We start from the raw sequence: 24,327 nt of genomic DNA, 5'->3' as shown, positions 1-24,327 counted from the left end.
CGCCTGGTATCAAAAGTAGGCCGGATAAGGCGTTAAGCCGCATCCGGCAACAGACAATTAACGACGATTGCCGAAAATACGCAGCAGCATCAGGAACAGGTTGATGAAGTCCAGATACAGCGTTAAAGCCCCAAGAATTGCGTATTTACGCAGATTGGAGCTGTCTCGCAGGTCAATCTGCTCACCGATATTTTTCAGCTTCTGCGTGTCATAGGCGGTCAGACCGACAAACACAATCACCCCGATATAGGTCACCGCCCACATCAGCGCTTCGCTCTTCAGCCAGAAGTTAACCAGCGAGGCCAGCACAATACCGATCAGCGCCATGAACAGCATATTGCCGAAGCCGCTCAGATCGCGCTTGGTGGTGTAGCCATATAAGCTCATGATCCCGAACATCCCACCAGTGACCACGAAGGTGCTGGCGATAGACGAGTAGGTATAGACGATAAAAATGCTTGATAGCGTCAACCCGGTTAATGCCGAATAGAGCATAAACAGCGTGGTCGCCATACCCGCGCTCAGCCTTTGCACCATGCCGGACAGGACAAACACCAGCGCCAGTTGAGCGATGATCAGGCCAAAGAAGGTGATTTTGCTGGAGAAGACAAACATCATCACCGCGGGCGTATTTGCCGCATACCAGGCGATAAACGCAGTCAGCAACAGTCCGCAGGTCATCCAGCCGTACACCTGCGCCATATACGTTTGCAGACCGGAACGGGCCTGTACAATAGAATCGGATCGTGGGAATCGGTCCATGACAATCTCCTGAATCAGTATGAGCCTACAACAATTGTACTCTACCAGCGTTTTGCTGCTAGCTTATCGCTGTCGCGGGCATCAACCCAGCGCTCACCTTCCGGCGTAGCCTCGCGTTTCCAGAACGGCGCGCGGGTTTTCAGGTAATCCATAATGAACTGCCCGGCATCAAATGCGCTGCTGCGATGCGCACTGGTCACGCCAACAAACACGATTTCGTCACCCGGCCACAGTTCGCCAATGCGATGAATCACCGTCACCCGACCCAGTGGCCAGCGCGAACGCGCTTCGTCGACAATCTCCGCCAGCGCTTTTTCGGTCATTCCCGGATAGTGTTCCAGCGTTAACGCCTGCACGCTGTCACCGAGATTGTGATTGCGCACTTTACCGGTGAAAGTGACGACCGCGCCGTCTTCATCGCGCTCTGCCAGCCAGGGATACTCATCCCCGACGCTGAACGGCGCGTGGCCAACAACAATTCGCGTTTCAGCCATCTTAGCCTCCGGTTACCGGCGGGAAGAAAGCGACTTCATCACCCGCGTTAAGAGGATGGTCAAAACTTACCAGCGTCTGATTCACCGCCGCCAGCAGTTTGCCGTCTTCCAGCGCCAGCGCCCAGCGATCGCTTTGCGCCGCCAGATGCTTGCGCAGTGCTTCTACCGTTGCAAACTCGGCGGCAACTTCTAACGCATCGGTGTTCACCAGTTCCCGTACCTGAGCAAAGAAAAGAACCTTAATCATGCGCATCCACCTTAAAATCACCCGATTTGCCGCCGCTTTTTGCCAGCAGACGCACCGGACCAATCACCATATCCTTTTGCACCGCTTTGCACATATCGTAGATGGTCAATGCCGCCACGGAGGCTGCCGTTAACGCTTCCATTTCAACGCCGGTTTTACCGGTCAGGCGACACAGCGTTTCAATACGTACGCGATTGTGCTCCGGCTCGGCGTGCAAATTGACTTCGACCTTGCTCAGCATCAGTGGGTGACACAGCGGGATAAGATCCCTGGTGCGTTTGGCTGCCTGAATACCGGCAATACGCGCTGTGGCGAAAACGTCACCTTTATGGTGGCTGCCGTCGATGATCATCGCCAGCGTTTCGCTATGCATGGTTACGAATGCTTCTGCACGCGCCTCGCGTACGGTTTCCGCTTTGGCGGAGACATCCACCATATGCGCTTCGCCAGCGGCGTTAATATGAGTCAGTTGCGACATACTTATTTCTTCAAATGTGGGTGGAAATTACACGGACGCGTACGGGCATCAAGCTGCGGCGCAATGATATTTTCCCATGCGGTACGACACGCTTTCGTCGAACCCGGCATGGCAAAAATCAGCGTTTTATTGGCCACCCCGGCAATCGCCCGGGATTGCAGCGTCGCGGTGCCAATCTCTTCAAACGACAGCATACGGAAGACTTCGCCAAACCCTTCAACTTCTCTGTCGAACAGCGGTTGCAGCGCTTCCGGTGCCTGGTCCCCTTCGGTTAAGCCAGTGCCACCGGTAATGAGCACCACCTGTACATCGTCACTGGCAATCCAGGCAGAAACCTGGGCGCGGATGGCGTAGCGGTTCTCTTTGACAATCGCCTTATCGACAATCTGATGACCCGCTTCTTGCGCCGAGTCACGCAGATAATGGCCGGAGGTGTCATCTTCTTCGCCGCGACGGTTGGAAACAGTAAGAATAGCAATGCGTGTCGGGATAAATTCAGCGCTTACCTGACTCATGAAAAACTCCTTTTAGCGATCAGCCGCCAATGTAAGATAAGTTTTGCGTAATACCGGTATTGTTCTGATGCAGGAAATGGGTCTGCTTTTTCTCCAGCAGCGCGGCTGAAATACGTTCTTCCAGCGCCGGTTGCTGAGCATCGTCTTCCAGCAAATCACGCAGGCTTACGCCACCTTCACCAAATAAACACAGATGAAGCTTGCCGACAGAGGAAACGCGCAGACGATTACAGGTGGCGCAGAAGTCTTTCTCATAAGGCATGATCAGACCAATTTCGCCAACATAATCAGGATGACAGAATACCTGAGCCGGGCCGTCGCTACGCTGTCGGATCTGGTGGATCCAGCCGCGACGCAGCAGCTCATCGCGCAGTACCTGTCCGGAAATATGGTGTTTACGGAAGAGAGAGCTGCCCTCGCCCGTTTCCATCAGTTCAATAAAACGCAGTTGGATTGGTCGAGGTTGGATCCACGCCAGGAAGGTGTCCAGTTGATGATGGTTTACGTCGCGCATCAGCACGGTGTTGACTTTCACTTTTTCAAAACCGGCATCAAAGGCGGCATCAATGCCTGCCATCACCTGCTGAAACTTGTCCTGTCCGGTAATGGCGTGAAACTGACGGGCATCGAGGCTGTCGACGCTGACGTTGAGCGCGGTCAGTCCGGCATCGCGCCAGGCGGCGGCATCGCGCGCCAGACGATAACCATTGGTGGTTACCGCAATCTGGCGGATGGCGTCGTTTTCGCGCACGGCGGCGATGATGTCAGTGAAGTCGCGACGCAGTGAAGGTTCGCCCCCCGTCAGACGCACTTTTTCCGTTCCCAGACTGGCGAACGCACGCGTGACGCGGCGAATTTCATCAACGGTCAAAAAGCCGTTATTGGTGACCCCGCCGGGCTTATAGCCATCCGGCAGGCAGTAGGTGCAACGAAAGTTACACACATCGGTAATCGACAAACGTAAGTAGTAAAACTTACGTGCGAAAGCATCGGTAAGTTGAGAGCCCATGTACACCTTTCCAAATACGGGAGACGTAGTCATTTCTTCCTGCGCCCTGGTGACAAACTTTTTCAAGTCTTGTCACGGCCAAAGCACCGTATCATTTGACCCAGGTGCAGAGGCTAGAGTGTTTATACTCATCATACTTCGAGTTGCAGATGCGTTGGCTTTCGACAACTCAAATTATTAAAAGTACTTTGTGGTTATGCCGATACTAGCGTGTAAATGACGCTTTTGCCATGTACACTTTCGCTATATAAATACATACATAACGACATGATCGTGCAATTTCGCTACAGAATAAGCAAAAACCACAGTCTTGCATTGATATACATCATCTTGCCATCAGGTGGGTGTCGTCAGAAAGGAGTAGATCGCAGAAAAAAATTACGGCAGATGCCGACTGGATAATTGCCGAAAACACGCTATTTACGTTACTGTAGCGCCGATCAATTGATATCAGGAAAATATATGCGCACTCGCACGCTGGCAGATCTGGACCGCGTTGTCGCTCTCGGCGGAGGGCATGGATTAGGACGCGTTCTCTCCTCTCTTTCCCCATTAGGTTCCCGCCTGACGGGTATCGTCACCACCACCGATAACGGCGGGTCGACAGGTCGTATTCGTCGCTCTGAAGGAGGGATAGCCTGGGGAGACATGCGTAACTGTCTGAACCAGTTAATTACCCAACCCAGCGTTGCATCCGCCATGTTTGAGTATCGTTTTGGCGGTAATGGCGAACTTTCCGGGCATAACCTCGGAAATCTGATGTTAAAGGCGCTCGACCACCTCAGCGTGCGGCCTCTGGAAGCCATCAATTTAATTCGTAGCCTGCTGAAAGTTGACGCACATTTAATTCCGATGTCGGAGCTGCCGGTGGATCTGATGGCCATTGATGACCAGGGACATGAAGTTTATGGCGAAGTGAATATCGATCAGCTCACCGTCCCGCCTCAGGAACTGATGCTGTCGCCAAAAGTCCCGACTACGCGTGAGGCCGTTGAGGCTATCGCTGAAGCGGATTTGATTTTGATAGGCCCTGGCAGTTTTTACACCAGCCTGATGCCGATTCTGTTACTCGATGAAATGTCACAGGCATTACGTCGCACACCGGCTCCGATGGTCTATATAGGCAATCTTGGGCGCGAATTAAGCCTGCCAGCAGCCAGCCTGACGCTTAGCGATAAGCTGGCCATTATTGAACAGTACGTCGGGAAGAAAGTGATTGATGCGGTGGTTGTGGGGCCGAAAGTGGATGCTTCCGCTGTTACCGACCGCGTTGTGATCCAGGAAGTGCTGGAAGCCAGCGATATTCCCTACCGCCATGACCGCCAGCTATTACATAGTGCGCTGGAGAAAGCAGTGCAGGCGCTGGGCTGAACGGATTTGCCTGATGCGCTGCGCTTATCAGGCCTACAAAACGATTTGCTCCGGCATCCGGCATCAAACAATGCCTGATGCGCTGCGCTTATCAGGCCTACAAAGGCGATCTACCCCGTAGGTCGGATAAGGGTTTACCCCGCATCCGACACCGCCTTACGATGCCGCAATAAACAACTCGCGCAGCTGATGCAACTGGTCACGGATTGTCGCGGCCTCTTCAAACTCGAGATTCTGTGCGTGCTGCATCATCTGCCCTTCCAGCTCGTGAATCTTCTGCTGCAGCGCTTTTGGCGTCATATCCAGTTCGACAACCTCAGACTTCGCGCCTGCGCGTGACTTCCCTTTGCCTTTCGCTTTGGTCTTCGCAATATTCTGACCCAACGCCAGAATATCGACCACTTTCTTGTTCAGGCCCTGCGGCGTAATACCGTGCTCTTCGTTGTAGAGCTGCTGTTTCTCACGACGACGTTCGGTTTCACCAATCGCTTTGGCCATTGAGGCGGTAATTTTATCACCGTAAAGAATCGCCTTACCGTTGATATTACGCGCCGCACGACCGATGGTCTGGATAAGCGAACGTTCAGAACGCAGGAACCCTTCTTTGTCTGCGTCCAGAATCGCCACCAGGGAGACCTCAGGCATGTCCAGGCCTTCACGTAACAGGTTGATACCCACCAGCACGTCAAACTCGCCCAGACGCAGGTCACGAATGATTTCCATACGTTCCACGGTATCGATGTCAGAGTGCAGATAACGCACCCGCTCGCCGTGTTCTTCGAGGTATTCTGTGAGGTCTTCCGCCATCCGTTTGGTGAGCGTGGTGACCAGCACACGTTCGTTAATCGCCGCACGGGTGCGGATTTCAGACAGCAGGTCGTCAACCTGCGTCGCCACCGGACGCACCTCAATAACCGGATCCAGCAGCCCGGTCGGTCGTACCACCTGATCGACCACATCATCACCGGATTTCTCCAGCTCATAGTTGCCCGGCGTCGCCGAAACGTAGATGGTTTGCGGGGCCAGCGCTTCAAACTCTTCAAATTTAAGCGGACGGTTATCCAGCGCCGACGGCAGACGGAATCCGTATTCGACCAGGGTTTCTTTACGCGCCCGGTCACCGCGATACATGCCGCCAATTTGCGGGATAGTCACGTGGGATTCATCCACAACCAGCAGGCCATCGGCAGGCAAGTAATCAAACAGCGTCGGCGGCGGCTCGCCCGGACCACGCCCGGACAGATAGCGGGAATAGTTTTCAATCCCCGAGCAGTAACCCAGCTCGTTCATCATTTCCAGATCGAACTGGGTACGCTGACTTAAGCGCTGTTCTTCCAGAAGTTTGTTATTTGCCAACAGGACTTTTCGCCGCTCTGCAAGCTCAACCTTAATTTCTTCCATCGCCTGTACAATACGTTCGCGCGGCGTCACGTAGTGCGTTTTAGGGTAGATGGTAAAGCGCGAAATAGTGGATTCGACCTGCCCGGTAAGCGGGTCAAACAGCGACAAACGTTCGACCTCTTCATCAAACAGTTCCACGCGCAACGCAATGTCGTCAGATTCTGCCGGGAATATGTCGATCACTTCACCGCGCACGCGGAAGGTCCCGCGCTGGAATGCCTGATCGTTGCGGGTATATTGCAGCTCCGCCAGACGACGCAGGATCGCGCGCTGGTCGATAATCATCCCCACCGTCAGGTGCAGCATCATTTTCAGGTACAGATCCGGGTCACCCAGACCATAAATCGCGGAAACCGACGCCACGACAACGACATCCCGTCGCTCAAGCAACGCTTTGGTCGCTGACAGTCGCATCTGCTCAATGTGTTCGTTAACCGAGGCATCCTTCTCGATGAAGGTGTCAGAACTTGGCACGTAGGCTTCCGGCTGATAATAGTCGTAGTAGGAGACGAAATATTCCACCGCGTTATCCGGGAAAAACTCTTTCATCTCACCGTACAACTGTGCGGCAAGCGTCTTATTGGGGGCCAGCACCATGGTAGGTCGCTGTAAGTCCGCAATCACGTTCGCGATGGTGAATGTTTTCCCCGACCCCGTCACCCCCAGCAGCGTCTGATGCGCCAGTCCATCCTCCAGACCTTCTTCCAGGCGACGAATCGCCTCAGGCTGATCGCCAGAGGGTTTAAAAGCGGAATTTAGTTTGAACGGTTTACTCATGAGCAGCTACCTGAAGCAATGGGCGGGCAGGTGTGTAATTTTACTCGCAGCCGTATATTTTGCCAGTAAAATATACTGGATGGAAAAACAGTAACGCGCCAGAATATTTCTGTTACCCCAGCAAAATGGCCGTGACTACAGGCTAAAATTTGTCCGCAGGCAAGATAAAACACCAGCAAAAATGTGTTATCCCCAAACCAATGACTTTTTTAACATTTGTCAAGCTACCCGATGAAAGTTTTGTGGCAACACATGACACTTCTGCGACAGCCATTGCATTTATCTAACACACTGTAATTTAATGACTATTATCTCAAGCCGTCTTTCGCATCAATTTAGTCGCAGGCCGCGTCTTCTCTCGCTTACCTTGTGTTTTCTAACTCTAATACACAAGGTTATCCACAGGAATAGTGGATAACTGCCTCCAGCCCGTATGGACTGTAGCCTGGCAAAAACGTCCTGATGCTCTTTTCTGGTGGGATAAAAAAAAATTATCGCTATTTTTTGATATTTATCAGCTAACGAAGCGACCTGGAATGGCCGAGATCTTGCTCGCATTTTCATCATTTTCCTGCCTGCACCATCACAACGCCACCAGGCACTGACAATGTGCACACTGCGCCGCTCATCCACAACAAGCCAGATACCGCAACCCCCTCAATACGCTATTCTGCTGTATTTTCCCCTCATTCCGCTTCTGGCAAGAGATTTGCAGTTTTCTCCCGACCATCAGCCCGCGAGGCGGATATCATCATGAGGGAGAAATCTATGTTGAGTCTTCGTGCAGTGAATCACTATTACGGTAATCAACACTCGCTTTGGGATGTCGATCTCGACCTGTTGCCCGGCAAATGTACCGCCGTGCTGGGTCTTCCAGGGATGGGAAAAACCACGCTGGCCAATTGCATCATCGGCAATTTACCGATTGAGAGCGGAACCATGTTCTGGCATCAGGCTGGCGCACCACCTTGCGATCTGCTTCAGATTCCGGCGGCAAAGCGCATTGCGCTGGGTATTAACTGTGTATCACAGGAACGGCGAATTTTTTCGCAGCTGACGGTAGAGGAAAATCTGCACATTGCGCGCCAGGCGGTTGAGAAAAGCGAAACGATGAACAGCAGCGATATTTACCGCCTGTTTCCACAGCTGTTTGTACTGCGTCAGGCCAAAGGGGTGGCATTGTCGGAGGAAAATCAGCACCAGCTTGCACTCGCCAGTGCGTTAGTCACTCGCCCGCGCCTGCTGATTCTCGATGAGCCGACGCGAGGAAGTGGCCAGGCGTATATCCACAAACTGGGGAATCTGATAGTGAGGCTAAGCCAGGAGCTTGGCATCGCCATTATGCTCGCGGAGCAGAGCCTGCCGTTTATTCGTCGGGTCGCTGACTGCTATTGCTTGTTACATCGTGGACGCAACGTGGCTCAAGGGCAAATAACACAATTCAGCGACCCGCTAATCAACGACTGGTGGATGCCAGAGACAAAACGCTAAGATCGATATAACGACCTGTCGCTGCTCGTTCCGGCTCTTCTGCCAGCCAGGGAATTTCCCCCAGTAGCGGAGCCGCAAGCGCACGCTTTAGTGTCGCCATATATTCAGCATGACGCTTACCGGGTGGCTGCACATCATTGGCAACCCATCCGGCGAGCGTCAGCCCGGCCTGCTGCACCGCCTGGGCGGTCAAAATGGCATGATTGATACAGCCGAGCTTAACGCCAACCACCAGAATCACCGGCAGTTGTTCCGCTTTTACCCAGTCAGAAAAACTCAGCGTTGGCGAAAGTGGCGTAAACCATCCGCCTGCGCCTTCCACCAATACCCAGTCAGCCTGTTCTTCAAGCAAGCGTAAACCCGCAGACATCACTGAGGCCTGAATGGGGCGCCCTTCGTCAGCACTGATGATATGCGGTGAGGTAGGTTCGGCGAAGGTATACGGATTGATGGCCGCATAATCCACTGCCACAACGCTGTTGCGCTGTAGAGCCAGCGCATCGCTGTTTCGCAGACCTTCAGCCGTCATTTCACTGCCTGACGCCACCGGCTTATAGCCGACCGTTCGCAACCCCAGCTGTCCCGCCGCCTGAAGCAACGCACAGCTGGCGATAGTTTTACCTACTTCGGTGTCCGTCCCGGTGACAAAATAGGTGTTAGTCACGTTGAATCACTCCCAAAAAAAGATGATAGGTCAGCGGATATTTCCCCTGCTGACAGGGCCAGGCGAGCTGTAGCTGACGCAGCTGCGAGCGGGTCAGCACACGCTGTTCGCGTCCGTCGTGCAAATGCGTCGCGCCAATACCCTTCAGCGAGCGCATGGCGCTCAGCGCATCGTCAAACCACAGCGTGACGGCATGAGACTGGTATTCAACGTCCCAGCCGCACAGCGCGTTTTCCAGTTGCTCCACCGGCAAAAAACGGTTGGCGTGCTCCCGATCATCAACTGCTCGCCACGCCTGACGAAGTTCAGGCATCGACCCTTGCGCCAGGGTACTAAACGCCACCGTCCCGCCAGGACGCACCACCCGATATAGCTCGCGTAACGCGCCGCGCAGGTCGTTGCACCACTGCACGGCCAGATTGCTCCAGGCCAGGTCGAAAGTGGCAGCGGCCTGCGGAATGGCTTCGATATCCGCCAGCAGATAGTGATGGGCAACATCGTGACGCTGCGCTTCGGTCAGCATTTGTGCCGACAGATCCAGCGCACAGACCTCGCTCCCCTGCTCCCGCCAGTAGCGACTCATACGCCCAGGCCCACAGCCCGCGTCCAAAACCCGTGAGAACGCCCGGCCATCGAGTCGTGCCAGTAACGCATCGGCGCTCTGACGCTGAAGCTCCGCATGTTGCTCATAGTGCGTGGCCGCGCGACCAAACGCAGCGGCAATCGCCTGCTTATTGACCTGCACCATGCAGCACCTCCAGTAAGTTGTCGATATCCTGGACTTCATGCGCCTGGGTCAGCGTAATCCGCAGCCTGGCCGTCCCAACCGGCACCGTCGGTGGACGAATCGCCGTCACCCAGCATCCCTGTTGCCGTAACGTCTGTGCCAGTTGCAAGGCTTTATGATTGTCGCCAACGATCAGCGGTTGAATAGCGCTGTCTGAATGCGCCAGCGTCAAATCCGTGGTATTCAGCCCTGCGCGAAAACGCTGGATCAGCATCGCCAGCTTTTCTCTGCGCTCATCGCCTTCGCTGCTGCGGATCACCGCCAGCGCGGCGCGCAAGGCCTGAGCCTGGGCTGGCGGCATGCTGGTGCTGTAGATCAGATGACGGGCAAACTGCAGCAGATAATCGGCCACGCTATCAGAACACAGGATCGCCGCACCGCTGACGCCGAACCCTTTGCCAAATGTCACCACCAACAGCTCAGGTTTCACCTGCTGTCGAGAGCACGAACCACGTCCTTCCTCACCGCTTACGCCAATCCCATGCGCATCATCCACCAGCAGCCACGCGCCCTGCCGTTTCGCCACCACGTGGATTTCTGCCAGCGGCGCGCTGTCGCCATCCATGCTGAACACGCCTTCAGTGACCACCAGCTGCTGCCCCGGACAGGGGGCTGTCAGCAGACGATCCAGATGTTGCGAGTCGTTATGGGTAAAGCGACGTAACACGGCAGGGCTAAGACTGGCAGCCTCCAGCAGCGAGGCATGGCTGAGCCTGTCGGCAACAATCTTGTCATCTTTTCCCATCAGTGCGGCAATGACCGCCTGATTGGCGGCAAAACCAGAGATGAACAACAGCGCCCGGGAATAGCCGAGCCACTGCGCCAGCTCTTCTTCCAGCGCCTGATGAGCAACGGAATAACCGCTGACATGGCCCGAGCCGCCGCTGCCGACGCCAAAACGCTCAGCGCCCTGCTGCCACGCGCAGATAATCTGCGGATGGTGGCTTAAGCCGAGGTAGTCATTGCTGGAGAAATTCAGATACTGGCGACCGTCGGCCTGCAGCCAGCGCCCGGCTCCCTGCGTCACTGCATAGCGCTGACGCAGGGCATCAGCACGACGACGCGCTGTTAGCGCATCGTCAATTTTTTGCTGCCAGGTCATACGGTTGCCGCGTTGTAGTAATCGTCGGTATCCGGGGTACGCAGCGCCTGCTCCAGACGTTGTTGCTGTTCGTTATCGCCCGCCAGTACCGCCGTTTGCTGCGGGTTAAGACCCAGCTTGCGAAATAACAGCAAATCTTTATCTTCGTTCGGGTTCGGGGTGGTCAGCAGTTTGCAGCCGTAGAAAATCGAGTTGGCCCCGGCCATAAAGCACATCGCCTGGGTTTGTTCGTTCATCTGCTCGCGCCCGGCAGAAAGACGCACGTATGAGGTCGGCATCATGATACGCGCCACGGCGATAGTACGAATAAAATCAAAAGCATCTACGTCGTCGTTATCGGCAAGCGGCGTGCCCTTCACTTTCACCAGCATGTTGATCGGCACGCTTTCCGGCGGCGTCGGCAGATTCGCTAATTGCAGCAGCAGACCCGCGCGGTCGGTCACCGTTTCGCCCAGCCCAACAATCCCGCCGGAGCAAACTTTAATGCCCGCCTCGCGCACTTTATCCAGCGTGTCCAGGCGCTCCTGGTACGAACGAGTGGTGATGATATTGCCGTAAAATTCCGGCGAGGTGTCGAGGTTGTGGTTGTAGTAGTCCAGACCCGCATTGGCGAGGCGCTTGGCCTGAGATTCGTCCAGCGTGCCCAGCGTCATACAGGCTTCCAGCCCCAGTTCTTTTACGCCCTGCACCATTTGTTCCAGGTAAGGCATATCGCGCTCATGCGGGTTTTTCCACGCCGCGCCCATGCAAAACCGCGTTGAGCCGGCCTGCTTCGCCTTACGTGCCGAGTCCAGTACCTGTTCAACCTCCATCAACCGTTCTGTTTCCAGACCGGTTTTATAGCGGGAGCTCTGCGGGCAGTATTTGCAATCTTCCGGGCAAGCACCGGTCTTAATCGACAGCAGCGTACTAACCTGTACCTGCTGCGGATCGAAATGCTGACGATGAACCTGCTGCGCTTCAAACAGCAGATCCAACAGCGGTTTTTCAAATAATTCGGTGACTTGCGACATTGTCCAGCGAGAAGAATGAGCCATATTGGTATACGTTTCGTTGTTAGTTTGGTGTAGACTCGTAAACCTAAATCTTTTTAATTTGGTTTACAAGTCGATTATGACAACGGACGATCTTGCGTTTGACCAACGCCATATCTGGCACCCATACACCTCCATGACCTCCCCGTTGCCGGTTTATCCGGTGGCGCGTGCCGAAGGTTGCGAACTGATCTTAGCCAGCGGTGAGAAGCTGATTGACGGCATGTCATCCTGGTGGGCGGTAATCCACGGTTACAATCACCCGCAACTGAACGCCGCGATGAAAACGCAGATTGATACCATGTCGCATGTGATGTTTGGCGGCATTACCCATGCCCCGGCCATTGCGTTGTGCCGCCAGTTGGTGGCGATGACCCCAGAGGCGCTGGAGTGCGTTTTTCTCGCGGATTCAGGGTCGGTCGCCGTAGAAGTCGCAATGAAAATGGCGCTGCAATACTGGCAAGCTAAAGGTGAATCCCGCCAGCGTTTCCTGACATTTCGTAACGGTTATCACGGTGATACCTTCGGCGCGATGTCGGTCTGCGATCCCGACAACTCAATGCACAGTCTGTGGAAGGGGTACCTGCCGGAGAACCTGTTTGCCCCAGCCCCACAAAGCCGCATGGGCGGCGAGTGGGACGAACTGGATATGGTGCCTTTTGCCCGTCTGATGGCCGCGCATCGCCACGAAATTGCGGCGGTGATCCTTGAGCCAATCGTACAGGGCGCTGGCGGTATGCGCATGTATCATCCCGAATGGTTAAAACGCATCCGTAAGATGTGCGACCGTGAAGGGATCCTGCTGATTGCCGATGAAATCGCCACCGGATTTGGTCGTACAGGCAAGCTGTTTGCCTGCGAACACGCCGACATAACCCCGGACATTTTGTGCCTGGGCAAAGCGTTAACCGGCGGAACGATGACCCTTTCTGCAACCCTGACCACCCGCCAGGTTGCAGAAACCATCAGCAACGGTGAAGCCGGATGCTTCATGCACGGCCCAACCTTTATGGGCAATCCGCTGGCCTGCGCCGTCGCCTCCGCCAGCCTGTCGTTAATCGAAACCGGCGAGTGGCGCGCGCAGGTAGCGGCCATTGAAGCGCAACTGCGGGCAGAACTCGCCCCGGCGGCGGACTCCAGTTGGGTCGCGGACGTACGCGTGCTCGGCGCCATTGGCGTAATCGAAACCACGCATCCGGTGAATATGGCAGCGTTACAGAAGTTCTTTGTCGAACAGGGCGTGTGGATAAGACCGTTTGGCAAGCTCATCTACCTGATGCCGCCGTACATCATTCAGCCCGATCAGTTGCGTCGCCTGACGCAGGCCGTGAACGAGGCTGTGCGCAATGCAACATTTTTTAGCGATTAATCAGCGGTAAGCTCTACGGTTTCTGGCTACACTTTTTGGCTAACAAGAGGAGTCAGCATGAAACTAATCAGTAACGATCTGCGCGATGGCGATAAGCTTGGGCATCGCCACGTCTTTAACGGCATGGGGTATGACGGGGATAATATTTCCCCACATCTGGCGTGGGATGACGTACCCGCAGGAACCAAAAGCTTTGTCGTGACCTGCTTTGATCCTGATGCGCCAACCGGCTCCGGCTGGTGGCATTGGGTGGTGGTAAATCTGCCGGCTGATACCCGCGTACTCCCACAAGGATTCGGCTCCGGGCTGGTTGCACAACCGGATGGGGTGATTCAGACCCGTACAGATTTTGGTAAAGCGGGTTATGGTGGCGCTGCGCCGCCGAAGGGGGAAACCCACCGCTATATCTTTACGGTTCACGCGCTGGATGTGGAGCGTATTGATGTCGATGAAGGTGCCAGCGGCGCGATGGTTGGATTTAACGTCCATTTCCACTCGCTCGCCAGCGCCTCGATTACCGCGATGTTTAGTTAAGCTGTGTTGTGCCGGATGTCGGCTTAGCCTCATCCGGCCTACAAAGCAGACCGTAGGCCTGATAAGACGCGTCAGCGTCGCCATCAGGCAATTTTCTACAGAAATTCAGGCAACAATTTCAGCAACGTTCCTTGTGCTAACAGCTCGGTCGCGCACTCAATATCCGGGGCAAAAAAGCGATCCTGCGTGTAATGAGCAACCTGCTCGCGTAAAGCCTGGCGCGCCTGCTCCAGCAGCGGACTGGAGGTTAACCCTTCACGCAGGTCAATCCCCTGACACGCCGCCAGCCACTCCACGGCAATCACGCCGCGCGTATTCGCCGCCATCTCCCACAGTCTGCGCCCCGCCGCCGGAGCCATAGACACGTGATCTTCCTGGTTAGCGGAGGTCGGCAAGCTGTCCACGCTGTGCGGATGCGCCAGCGCTTTGTTCTCGCTCGCCAGCGCGGCGGCGGTCACCTGGGCAATCATAAAGCCGGAGTTAACCCCACCGTTTTTCACCAGGAACGGCGGCAACTGCGACATATGTTTGTCCATCATCAGCGCAATGCGCCGCTCTGATAACGAGCCAATTTCCGCAATCGCCAGCGCCAGGTTATCTGCCGCCATCGCCACCGGTTCAGCATGGAAATTACCACCGGAGATCACATCGCCCTCTTCGGCAAACACCAGCGGGTTGTCGGAAACCGCGTTGGCCTCAACCAGCAGAACATCCATCACCTGGCGCATTTGTGTCAGACATGCCCCCATCACCTGTGGCTGACAGCGCAGAGAATACGGGTCCTGTACTTTTTCACAGTTATGATGCGACTGGGAAAGCGCGCTGGTGTCGGTCAACACATGGCGATAAAGTGCTGCGGCATCAATCTGTCCACGCTGCCCTCGCGCCGCATGAATACGCGCGTCAAATGGACGACGGGAACCCAGCACGGCTTCGGTGGTCAGCGCCCCGCACACCGTCGCAGACGCAAACAGTTCCTGAGCTTCAATTAACCCGCGCAGTGCAAAGGCGGTCGACGCCTGAGTACCGTTGAGCAGCGCCAGTCCTTCTTTCGCCTCCAGCGTGATCGGCTCCAGCCCAGCCTTTTTCAGCGCTTCAGTCGCCGGGAGCCATTCCCCCTGCCAGCGCGCTTTACCTTCGCCCAGTAGCGTCAAAGACATATGCGCCAGCGGCGCCAGGTCACCCGATGCGCCTACCGATCCTTTCGCCGGGATCAGCGGATACACCTCGGCATTCACCAGCGCAATCAGCGCTTCAATCACGCTCAAACGAATGCCGGAAAAACCGCGCGCCAGGCTGTTGATTTTCAGCACCATAATCAGGCGAACCATCGCATCGTCCAGCGCCTCACCAACGCCTGCCGCATGGGAAAGCACCAGCGAACGCTGTAAATTCTGTAAATCTTCCGTGGCGATACGGGTCTGGGCCAGCAGGCCAAAGCCGGTATTAATGCCATACGCTGTACGGCCTTCAGCGACAATATTATTGACGCAAGCGACGCTGGCGTTGATAGCATCTATCGCCCCGGCATCCAGACTCAGTTTGACCGGCTGCTGCCAGATTTCACGTAGCTGGGTAAAACTCAGATGGCCCGGCGTGAGTGTCATGGTGTTCATATCAGCGTTTCTCCTGCGTCGCAGCAACCATCGGCAAATTCAGCCCTTCTTCGACGGCGCACTCCACCGCAATGTCATACCCGGCATCAGCGTGACGCATCACCCCGGTCGCCGGATCGTTATGTAAAACCCGGGCGATGCGCGCCGCGGCTTCATCGGTACCATCGCAAACAATGACCATCCCGGCATGCTGAGAGAAGCCCATGCCGACCCCGCCGCCGTGATGCAGCGACACCCAGGTCGCACCGCTGGCGGTGTTAAGCAGCGCGTTCAGCAGCGGCCAGTCGGATACGGCGTCTGAACCGTCGCGCATAGCTTCGGTTTCCCGGTTCGGGCTGGCAACAGAACCGGAGTCCAGATGGTCACGGCCAATAACAATCGGCGCGGATACTTCACCGCTGCGCACCATTTCATTAAACGCCAGCCCCAGTTTCTGACGCCACTCCAGGCCGACCCAGCAGATACGCGCTGGTAAGCCCTGGAAGTTAATCCGCTCACGCGCCATATCCAGCCAGTGATGAAGGTGCTTATCATCAGCCACGATCTCTTTCACTTTGGCATCTGTCTTATAAATATCCTGCGGATCGCCGGAAAGCGCCACCCAACGGAATGGCCCTATGCCGCGACAGAACAGGGGGCGAATATATGCAGGTACGAAGCCGGGGAAATCAAAGGCGTTTTCCACGCCCATCTCTTTGGCCATCTGGCGAATGTTGTTGCCGTAATCAAACGTCGGCACGCCCATTTTGCTAAACGCCAGCATCGCCTCAACGTGCGTTGCCATCGAACGTTTCGCCGCCTGCACCGTGCCCTGCGGATCGGACACCGCTTTTTCCTGATACTCTTCCCAGCTCCAGCCGGACGGCAGATAACCATGCAGCGGATCGTGGGCGCTGGTCTGGTCGGTGACCATATCCGGGCGCACACCGCGCTTCACCAGTTCCGGTACCACATCAGCGGCGTTAGCACACAGTGCAATGGAGACCGCTTTACCCTCGCGGGTGTATTTGTCGATACGCGCCAGCGCATCGTCAAGCGATGTTGCCTGCTCGTCGACGTAACGGGTACGCAGACGGAAATCAATTCGGCTTTGTTGGCATTCAATGTTCAGCGAACACGCACCCGCAAGCGTAGCGGCTAACGGTTGCGCCCCGCCCATGCCGCCCAGCCCGGCGGTCAGCACCCAACGTCCGCTCAGGTTACCCTGATAATGCTGGCGCCCTGCCTCAACGAAGGTTTCATAAGTCCCCTGCACGATGCCCTGGCTGCCGATGTAGATCCAGCTCCCGGCGGTCATCTGGCCGTACATCGCCAGCCCTTTGGCGTCCAGTTCGTTGAAGTGTTCCCAGGTCGCCCAGTGCGGGACCAGGTTGGAGTTGGCAATCAACACGCGCGGTGCGTTGTCGTGAGTTTTGAATACGCCTACCGGTTTTCCGGACTGGACCAGCAGAGTCTCATCGGTCTCCAGTTTGGTCAGCGCATTGACGATGGCGTCATAACATTCCCAGTCCCGCGCGGCGCGGCCAATCCCGCCGTAAACCACCAGCTCATGCGGATTTTCCGCCACATCGGGATCCAGATTATTCATTAACATGCGCAGCGGCGCTTCGGTCAGCCAGCTTTTGGCCGTTAAGGTGGTGCCGCGTGGGGCACGAATATCCTGCTGACGATATTTGCTATGGGACATGACAGAAAACTCCTCGCGAACGTCGGATAGATAAGTAACATATACTTGTCTATACAAGCTGCCGCAAGGGTCATTTTAACAATTAAGATACATTTTTATTATATTGCGTCAGCAATCACGGTTTTCATGTCCTGTATCAGGACATAAACCGTCCTTGCAGGCGATAGCGAGAACCCGGGAACAGCAAACGGGCATGAGAGACAATGGATGACGCAGACCAGGTTTTACGGCGGATCAGCAGGCAGGGATCGTGTTCTTTGATATTCAGCAGCGCGCACTCTTCAGCGCTGGCACGTACCGCTTCAACAATATGCTCACCTTCCGTTAAAGGGGCTATCAGCGACAGGTAAGCGTGCGGCGTGGTCTGGCTGTAATCCTGCGCCAGATACTCCGGCACAATTTCGGCATTCACGCAGCGATCTTCAATCTGCACCGGCAAATCGTTCTCGTAGTGCACCATGACAGAGTGAAAAATGGAGGTGCCTTCTTTGACGTTTAACACCAAAGCCTGCTGCGCGTTTGCCAGGGTTCTTTCCAGCGTCAGCACTTCGCACCGGTGCTGATGCTGACGGGCGTTGATTTCATCCGCAATGCTGCGGATTTCAAACAGCGCGGACTGGCCTTTTGGCTCGGCGACAAACGTCCCCACGCCCTGCAAACGCACCAGTAAACCTTCATCCGTTAACTCACGCAGCGCCCGGTTGATGGTCATGCGGCTGAAACCATACTGCGCCACCAGCTCTGCCTCAGACGGAATGCGATCGTGAGGTTGCCAGATACCGCTGGCAATCTTTTCGCTGATCTCCTGTTTGACCTTTTCGTAAAAAGGAGCCGGAGCAGAACGGGATGGGAGCATGCGTGAGCCTTCCTTAAGCTGAGAATGTGAGTGGGTACAGTTTACAGGCATTACCCGAACCTGATAAGCGCAACGCCATCAGGTATGTCAGTGCCACCAGTGGGCGATTTGCCAGCCTAATCGCGCCGCAACCCGCGCCGCCCTGCCATCATCGTCAAAGCGTGGATTAAATTCAACCATATCCACCGCCTGTAGTTTACCGCTACGACACAGAGGCTCAATCAGTCTCAGCAGCGTCGCCAACGGTACGCCAAGCGCGGCGGGGGCCGACACGCCGGGCATTTCCCACACCGGCAGCACGTCGAGGTCGATTGTCAGATAGATGACATCCAGATTGGCAATGAACTGCGCTAACTGCGCTTGCGCCGTATCACAATGCAGATCCTCCACCACGGTCGCACCGAGCCGTTGCGCTTCATCCCAAAGTGCCTGGGTGTTTGCCGCCCGACTGACGCCGATACAGGCATAGTGAAATTCGCGCTGCTGTTCACCGCACAGCTGCGCCAGCTGGCGAAACGGTGTCCCGGATGTGGCCTGCTCCGCATGGCGCAAATCGAGATGCGCATCGAAGTTGACTATCCCCACTTTCGCCTGCGGGAACGCGTCCAGTACGCCTGCGCCGTGCGCAAAGGCGGTTTCGTGTCCTCCGCCCAAAACAAAGGTACGCATATTCTCCTGCTGACAGCGCTGAACCGCATCGCGTAGCGCCTGCTGCGCGCCCTCAAGATCGGGAGCCTGTGCCACAATATTTCCCAGATCCACCAGCCGATGATGCCCATCATGACTGGCTAAATTCGCCAGCGCCTTGCGTAGCACATCGGGCGCTCCGGCGGCTCCCGTGCGCCCCTGATTACGTTTAACGCCTTCGTCGCAGGCAAATCCGAGCAACGCTATCTGCTCGCGGTACATCTCTGGGCTAAACGTCGGGCTCAGGGTGATAGTCTGAAACAGGCGCAGCGCATTCGGCGATTCGGCCCGGTCATCACGTCCCTGCCACAGCGCAGGTGAAGCTGGTTGCCAGTTAGTCATGCTATTTGTCCTTTGAATACGCGTTGGTAGAGCGGGTTGCGCCCGGGTTCATACAGGATCTCGACCGGGAGGGTTGCATCCCACACCACAAAATCGGCCACAAATCCGGCCTTCAGTTGGCCATGAGTGGCATGACGCCCCAGTGCCCGAGCCGCATGACGGGTTACACCCGCCCATGCTTCTTCCGGCGTCAGGCCAAACTGGACACAAGCCATATTCATTGCCCAGTGCAGGCTGATAAACGGACTGGTACCGGGGTTAAAATCTGTCGCTACCGCCATCGGTACCTGATATTGACGCAGCAATGCTACCGGTGGGCGCTGCTGCTCTTTGAGGAAATAGAATGCGCCGGGCAGCAGCACGCCGACCGTACCGCTTTGGCTCATCGCCGCCACGCCCGCTTCATCAAGGTATTCAATATGATCGGCAGATAGCCCGTGGTAGCGGCTTACCAACTGTGCGCCGCCAAGCAATGACAGTTGTTCGACATGGCCTTTAATCGGGATGCCCAGCGCCTGCGCAGCCTGAAACACCCGCTCACTCTGCGCCAACGAAAAACCAACGCTTTCACAGAACAGATCGACGGTCTCAAAAAGCCCTTGTTCCCACAGTTGCGGCAAAATGGTTTCGCACACCAGCGTAATATAGCCGTCAGGATCATCACGGAATTCCGCTGGAGTCGCATGCGCGGCCAACAGCGTCGGGCTGATTTCAACGATATTCTCTGCCGCCAGCGCTGCCACCACGCGCAATATTTTCTCTTCTGTCGGCAAATCCAGGCCGTAGCCGGATTTTATTTCCAGCAGCGTAACACCTTCTTTGATCAGCTGTGCCATCCGCTGATGGGCTACCTGTAAGAGTTGTTCATCCGTGACGCTGCGGGTCGCCGACACGGTGGCATTGATCCCCCCACCCTGAGCGCTTATCTGCTGGTAGGAGACACCATTTAGCCGCTGTTCCCATTCACCTGCGCGGTTTCCGCCAAAGACCAGATGCGTATGGCAATCAATCAGGCCAGGCGTAATCAGCCTGCCCTGCATATCAAAAGTATTGTCATGTGTGAGATATAACGATGATTCCGGGACGATATCGCGAATCTTGCCCTGGCGGACGATCAGCGCGTGACCATCCACCAGCCCATATGGGGTACCACGTTCAGGATCCATAGTCGCCAGACGAACATTGCGCCAGATAACATCATCAGGGAAGAATTGCTGCATTCGACTCACCACTTGTCATAGGTTGTATAGACATTTATTTTTGATTATAGGGATGTTGTCAACCTGAAGAACCATAATTGTTATCTATTTGTGATATAAGGACTCTCCGCGCCAGACATTGCTGCGATAAAAAACAACTTTTTACCTTTTCGCCTTCCCGTTTCGCTCAACTTAGTATAAAAAAGCAGGCTTCAATGGATAACTTTCAAAGCCCGGAGCAACCTGTGAACATATCATCAGTTTCCCGTCTGGCGCTGGCAATGGCTTTTGGCGTGACGCTGACCGCCTGTAGCTCTACGCCGCCCGATCAAATTCCTTCCGATCAGACCGCGCCTGGAACCTCTTCGCGCCCGATCCTGTCGGCCAATGAAGCGAAAAACTTCGTTGCTGCGCACTATTTTTCCGCGCTGACGCCAAACACCGCGCCATGGAGCCCTTCTTCAATTTCTCTGCCTGCGCAACCTGATTTCGTCGTTGGCCCGGCAGGGACTCAGGGCGTAACCCATACCAGCATTCAGGCTGCGGTTGATGCGGCAATCATCAAACGTACTAACAAACGTCAGTACATCGCGATTATGCCAGGCGAGTATCAGGGCACGGTATATATCCCGGCAGCAACGGGTAGCCTGACGCTGTACGGTATGGGCGAAAAACCGCTGGATGTAAAAATTGGCCAGGCCATTGACGGTGACATGAGCACCGCGGACTGGCGTCGTACGGTGAACCCAGGCGGTAAATATATGCCGGGTAAACCTGCGTGGTATATGTTTGATAATTGCCAGAACAAACGTGGCACAAATATTGGTGTGATGTGTTCTGCCGTCGTCTGGTCGCAAAACAACGGTCTGCAATTGCAGAACCTGACCATCGAAAACAACCTGGGTGACAGCGTTGATGCGGGCAACCACCCGGCCGTTGCACTGCGTACCGATGGCGATAAAGTGCAGATCAACAAGGTCAATATTCTGGGTCGTCAGAATACGTTCTTTGTAACCAACAGCGGCGTACAAAACCGTCTGGAAAACGATCGTCAGCCGCGCACGCTGGTTACCAACAGCTACATTGAAGGCGATGTGGATATCGTTTCTGGTCGCGGTGCCGTGGTGTTCGAGAATACCGATTTCCGCGTAGTGAGTTCCCGTACCCAGCAGGAAGGTTACGTGTTCGCACCAGCTACCCTGTCAAACATCTACTACGGTTTCCTGGCGATTAATAGCCGCTTCACGGCAAGTGGCGATGGCGTGGCGCAGTTAGGCCGCTCGCTGGATGTCGATTCCAACACTAACGGTCAGGTCGTGATTCGTGACAGCGTGATTAACGAAGGCTTTAACATGGCAAAACCATGGGCTGACAGCGTTATCGCAAAACGCCCGTTTGCCGGTAATACCGGTGCGGAAGATGACAAAGGTGAAATCCAGCGTAACCTGAACGACACCAACTTCAACCGTATGTGGGAATACAATAACCGCGGTATCGGTAGCAAAGTGGTTGCTGAACCTAAGCAGTAATCGTCATTCTCTGATGTAAGCCCGGCAGATTCATGCTCTGCCGGGCAATGTGCGGGATGGCGGCGAAAATCGCCCTCTCCGGCTTACAATTAGCGTTACACCAAACGCGACTTATTAAAGTTAATCAAACTCCCTGCCTTAATAATTTCACGCTCTTCTGCGGTCAGGCTTTCCATATACAGACTAATTTCACTCACCGCACCATCATCGTGAAGCACATACGCTTTGATTTCTTTACTGCACTCATCTAATGCGCGGCGAATACCGGGAATATAGATATAGTCACCCACTTCAAAAGAAGGTTGCTCTGCCATCTGGAGCGGTAACATACCCCAGTTGATCACATTGGAGCGGTAACGCTTGGTGGCATATTCCTGGGCGATATTTGCCAGTCCGCCAATCACTCGCTGACAGCTTGCCGCCTGCTCGCGCGCCGAGCCGTCGCCAGGTTTGACGGCGTAAATCATGCTACCAATCCCAGTTGCCAACGGTTGCACATTTTCCTGACCAACAATCTGTTGGATGCGTTCGAAAACTGACGCCAGTTCGCTGACATCGCCCCTCTCCACGCGCCGTTTTTCCAGCTCCGACGTCGCTTTACTTCTTCCCACATACCCAGGATCTCGTCGTGACAGCGTAAATTCCGCCAGTCCTAATGGATTAGAGCGATACGACGAGGTTTCACCGGACGGAATAAGCTCATCGGTTGTGGTCACGTCATCAAGGATCTTCGAGGCCACTTTCAGCAGAATATTTTCCGTTAATGCGCCCAGTTCCGGCCAGTCTTTAATGTTCGGGCCGTAAATGAGCGGCTGCTGCGTGGCCCCTTTCACGAACCCCTGGTATACGCGACTCTTATAAGGCGCAGGATTAAACGCATAGTCTGGGACCGTATCCCAGCAGTCCAACGCCGTCGCGGCAGTGAGGAATCCTCCGTTGGCTGCCGTAGCCGCAATTGATCGCGCATCCATCAGCGCAACGGCTGACATTTGGCCATTGCCCGGCTTCGAGCCTTCACGGTTAGGGAAGTTGCGCGTGGTATGGCGGATGCTAAGACCATTGTTGATAGGCGTATCGCCCGCGCCAAAGCATGGACCGCAGAATGCGGTTCTGATGACGGCCCCCGCTCCCAGTAAATCTGTAACGACACCTTTCTGCGCTAAATCCATAAACACCGGCTGTGACGAGGGGTAGACAGCCAGCGAGAAAGCATCATTACCGCAGGATTGACCACGTAATGCCTGCGCCGCAGCAATCACGTTTTCATAGTTGCCGCCCGAGCATCCGGCAATGATCCCCTGCTGTACTTTTAAGCGGCCATTTTCTACCTTGTCCAACAACGAGAGGCTGGCTTTACCCTGCGCGATACGTGCAGACTCAACTTCAATCTCCCGGAGAATATCCGTCAGATTCTCATTGAGTGTATCAATCTCATAGACATTACTTGGATGGAATGGCAGCGCAATCATCGGCTTAATCGCACTCAAATCAACATGAATACAACCATCGTACCAGGCCATCGGCTGCGGACTGAGCTGGCGATAGTCTTGTTCGCGACCGTGTAATGCCAGCCAACTGCGAGTTTCGTCATCCGTTTGCCAGACGGAGCTCAGACAGGTGGTTTCGGTGGTCATCACATCAACGCTGTTACGAAAATCAGTTGAGAGATGGCGAATACCAGGGCCGACAAACTCCATGACCTTATTTTTGACGTAGCCATTTTTAAATACCGCGCCAATGATCGCTAACGCCACATCCTGTGGACCAACACCTGCCGCGGGTTTCCCGGTCAGATAAACGGCAACAACGTCAGGATAATCAATGTCCCAGGTGTCGTTTAACAGCTGTTTGACCAGCTCACCGCCCCCTTCTCCTACCGCCATCGTGCCTAATGCGCCATAACGAGTATGGCTGTCTGAACCAAGGATCATTTTGCCGCCGCCCGCCATCATTTCACGCATGTATTGATGGATAACAGCAATATGTGGCGGCACAAAGATTCCGCCGTAACGCTGTGCCGCAGACAGACCAAACATATGATCGTCACCGTTAATAGTTCCCCCTACAGCACATAATGAGTTATGGCAGTTAGTCAGAACATACGGCAGCGGAAAACGTTCCATGCCAGAGGCTTTTGCAGTCTGAATAATACCGACAAAAGTAATATCGTGTGAGGCTAAGGAATCAAACTTAATTTTAAGCTTATTCATATCACTGGACGTATTATGCGCGGCGAGAATCGACCACGCGATGGTTCCCTTTTTTGCGTCCTCTTTGCAGATATGCCCAGGCAAAGAATCCTCAGCGACAATTTCATTATTACCGGAGAGATAAATTCCTTTTTCATACAACGTAATCATTTGATACTCCGTAGTC

General features: G+C 54.9%; 22 protein-coding genes and 1 riboswitch. Of the genes, 5 read left to right on the top strand and 17 right to left on the bottom strand.

Annotation, left to right across the window (positions count from 1 at the left end):
• Positions 1-57: 57 nt before the first annotated feature.
• The 6 genes from OGY37_RS13755 to moaA all read right to left on the bottom strand — a co-directional run bounded on the left by OGY37_RS13755 (position 58) and on the right by moaA (position 3,505).
• On the bottom strand, positions 58-762 hold the full coding sequence (locus tag OGY37_RS13755) for a Bax inhibitor-1/YccA family protein (protein WP_003831536.1): 705 nt from the start codon (positions 760-762) through the stop codon (positions 58-60).
• Between the two features lie 41 nt (positions 763-803).
• Positions 804-1,256, bottom strand: a complete 453-nt coding sequence (gene moaE / locus OGY37_RS13750) for a molybdopterin synthase catalytic subunit MoaE (RefSeq protein ID WP_126318757.1) — start codon at positions 1,254-1,256, stop codon at positions 804-806.
• A gap of 1 nt (position 1,257) precedes the next feature.
• Positions 1,258-1,503 (bottom strand): molybdopterin synthase sulfur carrier subunit, encoded by a 246-nt coding sequence (moaD, locus tag OGY37_RS13745; RefSeq protein WP_003831530.1) that lies wholly within the window; start codon positions 1,501-1,503, stop codon positions 1,258-1,260.
• Positions 1,496-1,981, bottom strand: coding sequence for a cyclic pyranopterin monophosphate synthase MoaC (gene moaC / locus OGY37_RS13740; protein ID WP_286621020.1), 486 nt, complete (start codon positions 1,979-1,981; stop codon positions 1,496-1,498). The genes moaD and moaC overlap by 8 nt, the downstream gene beginning before the upstream one ends.
• Positions 1,982-1,983: 2 nt before the next feature.
• Positions 1,984-2,496, bottom strand: coding sequence for a molybdenum cofactor biosynthesis protein B (moaB, locus tag OGY37_RS13735; RefSeq protein WP_003035187.1), 513 nt, complete (start codon positions 2,494-2,496; stop codon positions 1,984-1,986).
• Positions 2,497-2,515: 19 nt separating this feature from the next.
• Positions 2,516-3,505, bottom strand: a complete 990-nt coding sequence (gene moaA, locus OGY37_RS13730; protein WP_032934386.1) for a GTP 3',8-cyclase MoaA — start codon at positions 3,503-3,505, stop codon at positions 2,516-2,518.
• A riboswitch (molybdenum cofactor riboswitch) is annotated at positions 3,493-3,638 on the bottom strand. Its footprint overlaps the gene before it by 13 nt.
• A 329-nt stretch (positions 3,639-3,967) precedes the next feature.
• Here moaA and yvcK point away from each other — a divergent pair.
• Entirely contained in the window at positions 3,968-4,876 is a 909-nt protein-coding gene (gene yvcK, locus OGY37_RS13725) for a uridine diphosphate-N-acetylglucosamine-binding protein YvcK (RefSeq protein WP_003831525.1), read from the top strand.
• 156 nt (positions 4,877-5,032) lie between these two features.
• Here yvcK and uvrB read toward each other — a convergent pair whose 3' ends face one another.
• On the bottom strand, positions 5,033-7,054 hold the full coding sequence (gene uvrB / locus OGY37_RS13720) for an excinuclease ABC subunit UvrB (RefSeq protein WP_008784186.1): 2,022 nt from the start codon (positions 7,052-7,054) through the stop codon (positions 5,033-5,035).
• 768 nt (positions 7,055-7,822) lie between these two features.
• Between uvrB and OGY37_RS13715 the strand changes: the two genes are divergently transcribed.
• Positions 7,823-8,545, top strand: a complete 723-nt coding sequence (locus tag OGY37_RS13715) for an ATP-binding cassette domain-containing protein (RefSeq protein WP_286621018.1) — start codon at positions 7,823-7,825, stop codon at positions 8,543-8,545.
• On the opposite strand, the gene bioD is transcribed toward OGY37_RS13715, so the two are convergent.
• The 4 genes from bioD to bioB are packed head-to-tail and all read right to left on the bottom strand — an operon-like array spanning position 8,511 to position 12,135.
• Positions 8,511-9,209 (bottom strand): dethiobiotin synthase, encoded by a 699-nt coding sequence (bioD, locus tag OGY37_RS13710; RefSeq protein ID WP_063940666.1) that lies wholly within the window; start codon positions 9,207-9,209, stop codon positions 8,511-8,513. The two genes, OGY37_RS13715 and bioD, sit on opposite strands and share 35 nt — an antisense overlap.
• On the bottom strand, positions 9,202-9,957 hold the full coding sequence (gene bioC, locus OGY37_RS13705) for a malonyl-ACP O-methyltransferase BioC (protein ID WP_284968923.1): 756 nt from the start codon (positions 9,955-9,957) through the stop codon (positions 9,202-9,204). Before bioC ends, bioD begins: the two co-directional genes overlap by 8 nt.
• On the bottom strand, positions 9,941-11,098 hold the full coding sequence (gene bioF, locus OGY37_RS13700; RefSeq protein ID WP_003831517.1) for an 8-amino-7-oxononanoate synthase: 1,158 nt from the start codon (positions 11,096-11,098) through the stop codon (positions 9,941-9,943). Before bioF ends, bioC begins: the two co-directional genes overlap by 17 nt.
• Entirely contained in the window at positions 11,095-12,135 is a 1,041-nt protein-coding gene (gene bioB, locus OGY37_RS13695; RefSeq protein WP_123268302.1) for a biotin synthase BioB, read from the bottom strand. The genes bioF and bioB overlap by 4 nt, the downstream gene beginning before the upstream one ends.
• A gap of 76 nt (positions 12,136-12,211) precedes the next feature.
• Between bioB and bioA the strand changes: the two genes are divergently transcribed.
• Together bioA and OGY37_RS13685 are read left to right on the top strand one after the other, a co-directional pair.
• The gene (gene bioA, locus OGY37_RS13690) at positions 12,212-13,501 is read left to right on the top strand and encodes an adenosylmethionine--8-amino-7-oxononanoate transaminase (RefSeq protein ID WP_286621015.1); all 1,290 of its coding nucleotides are present in this window, start codon (positions 12,212-12,214) and stop codon (positions 13,499-13,501) included.
• A gap of 57 nt (positions 13,502-13,558) precedes the next feature.
• On the top strand, positions 13,559-14,035 hold the full coding sequence (locus tag OGY37_RS13685; protein WP_048214637.1) for a kinase inhibitor: 477 nt from the start codon (positions 13,559-13,561) through the stop codon (positions 14,033-14,035).
• A gap of 95 nt (positions 14,036-14,130) precedes the next feature.
• Here the strand turns inward: OGY37_RS13685 and hutH are convergent, their stop codons facing one another.
• The 5 genes from hutH to hutI all read right to left on the bottom strand — a co-directional run bounded on the left by hutH (position 14,131) and on the right by hutI (position 20,443).
• Positions 14,131-15,651: a histidine ammonia-lyase gene (gene hutH / locus OGY37_RS13680; RefSeq protein ID WP_286621013.1), complete on the bottom strand. Its 1,521-nt coding sequence runs from the start codon at positions 15,649-15,651 to the stop codon at positions 14,131-14,133.
• A gap of 1 nt (position 15,652) precedes the next feature.
• Entirely contained in the window at positions 15,653-17,338 is a 1,686-nt protein-coding gene (hutU, locus tag OGY37_RS13675) for a urocanate hydratase (RefSeq protein ID WP_133086076.1), read from the bottom strand.
• 136 nt (positions 17,339-17,474) lie between these two features.
• Positions 17,475-18,194: a histidine utilization repressor gene (locus OGY37_RS13670; protein ID WP_181509070.1), complete on the bottom strand. Its 720-nt coding sequence runs from the start codon at positions 18,192-18,194 to the stop codon at positions 17,475-17,477.
• A gap of 87 nt (positions 18,195-18,281) precedes the next feature.
• Positions 18,282-19,223 (bottom strand): formimidoylglutamase, encoded by a 942-nt coding sequence (hutG, locus tag OGY37_RS13665; protein WP_286621008.1) that lies wholly within the window; start codon positions 19,221-19,223, stop codon positions 18,282-18,284.
• Positions 19,220-20,443, bottom strand: a complete 1,224-nt coding sequence (hutI, locus tag OGY37_RS13660) for an imidazolonepropionase (protein ID WP_286621006.1) — start codon at positions 20,441-20,443, stop codon at positions 19,220-19,222. Before hutI ends, hutG begins: the two co-directional genes overlap by 4 nt.
• 224 nt (positions 20,444-20,667) lie before the next feature.
• Here hutI and OGY37_RS13655 point away from each other — a divergent pair, with 224 nt between their 5' ends.
• Entirely contained in the window at positions 20,668-21,951 is a 1,284-nt protein-coding gene (locus OGY37_RS13655) for a putative acyl-CoA thioester hydrolase (RefSeq protein ID WP_286621004.1), read from the top strand.
• 95 nt (positions 21,952-22,046) lie between these two features.
• On the opposite strand, the gene OGY37_RS13650 is transcribed toward OGY37_RS13655, so the two are convergent.
• Positions 22,047-24,311, bottom strand: coding sequence for a hydratase (locus OGY37_RS13650; protein WP_286621002.1), 2,265 nt, complete (start codon positions 24,309-24,311; stop codon positions 22,047-22,049).
• Positions 24,312-24,327: the final 16 nt, after the last annotated feature.

Origin of the sequence: Citrobacter sp. Cpo030 (assembly GCF_030333005.1) — a bacterium.
Classification (GTDB): Bacteria; Pseudomonadota; Gammaproteobacteria; order Enterobacterales; family Enterobacteriaceae; genus Citrobacter; species Citrobacter portucalensis.
Note: the sequence above shows the minus strand (reverse complement) of the source record. Positions and strands in the feature narration are given on the sequence as shown.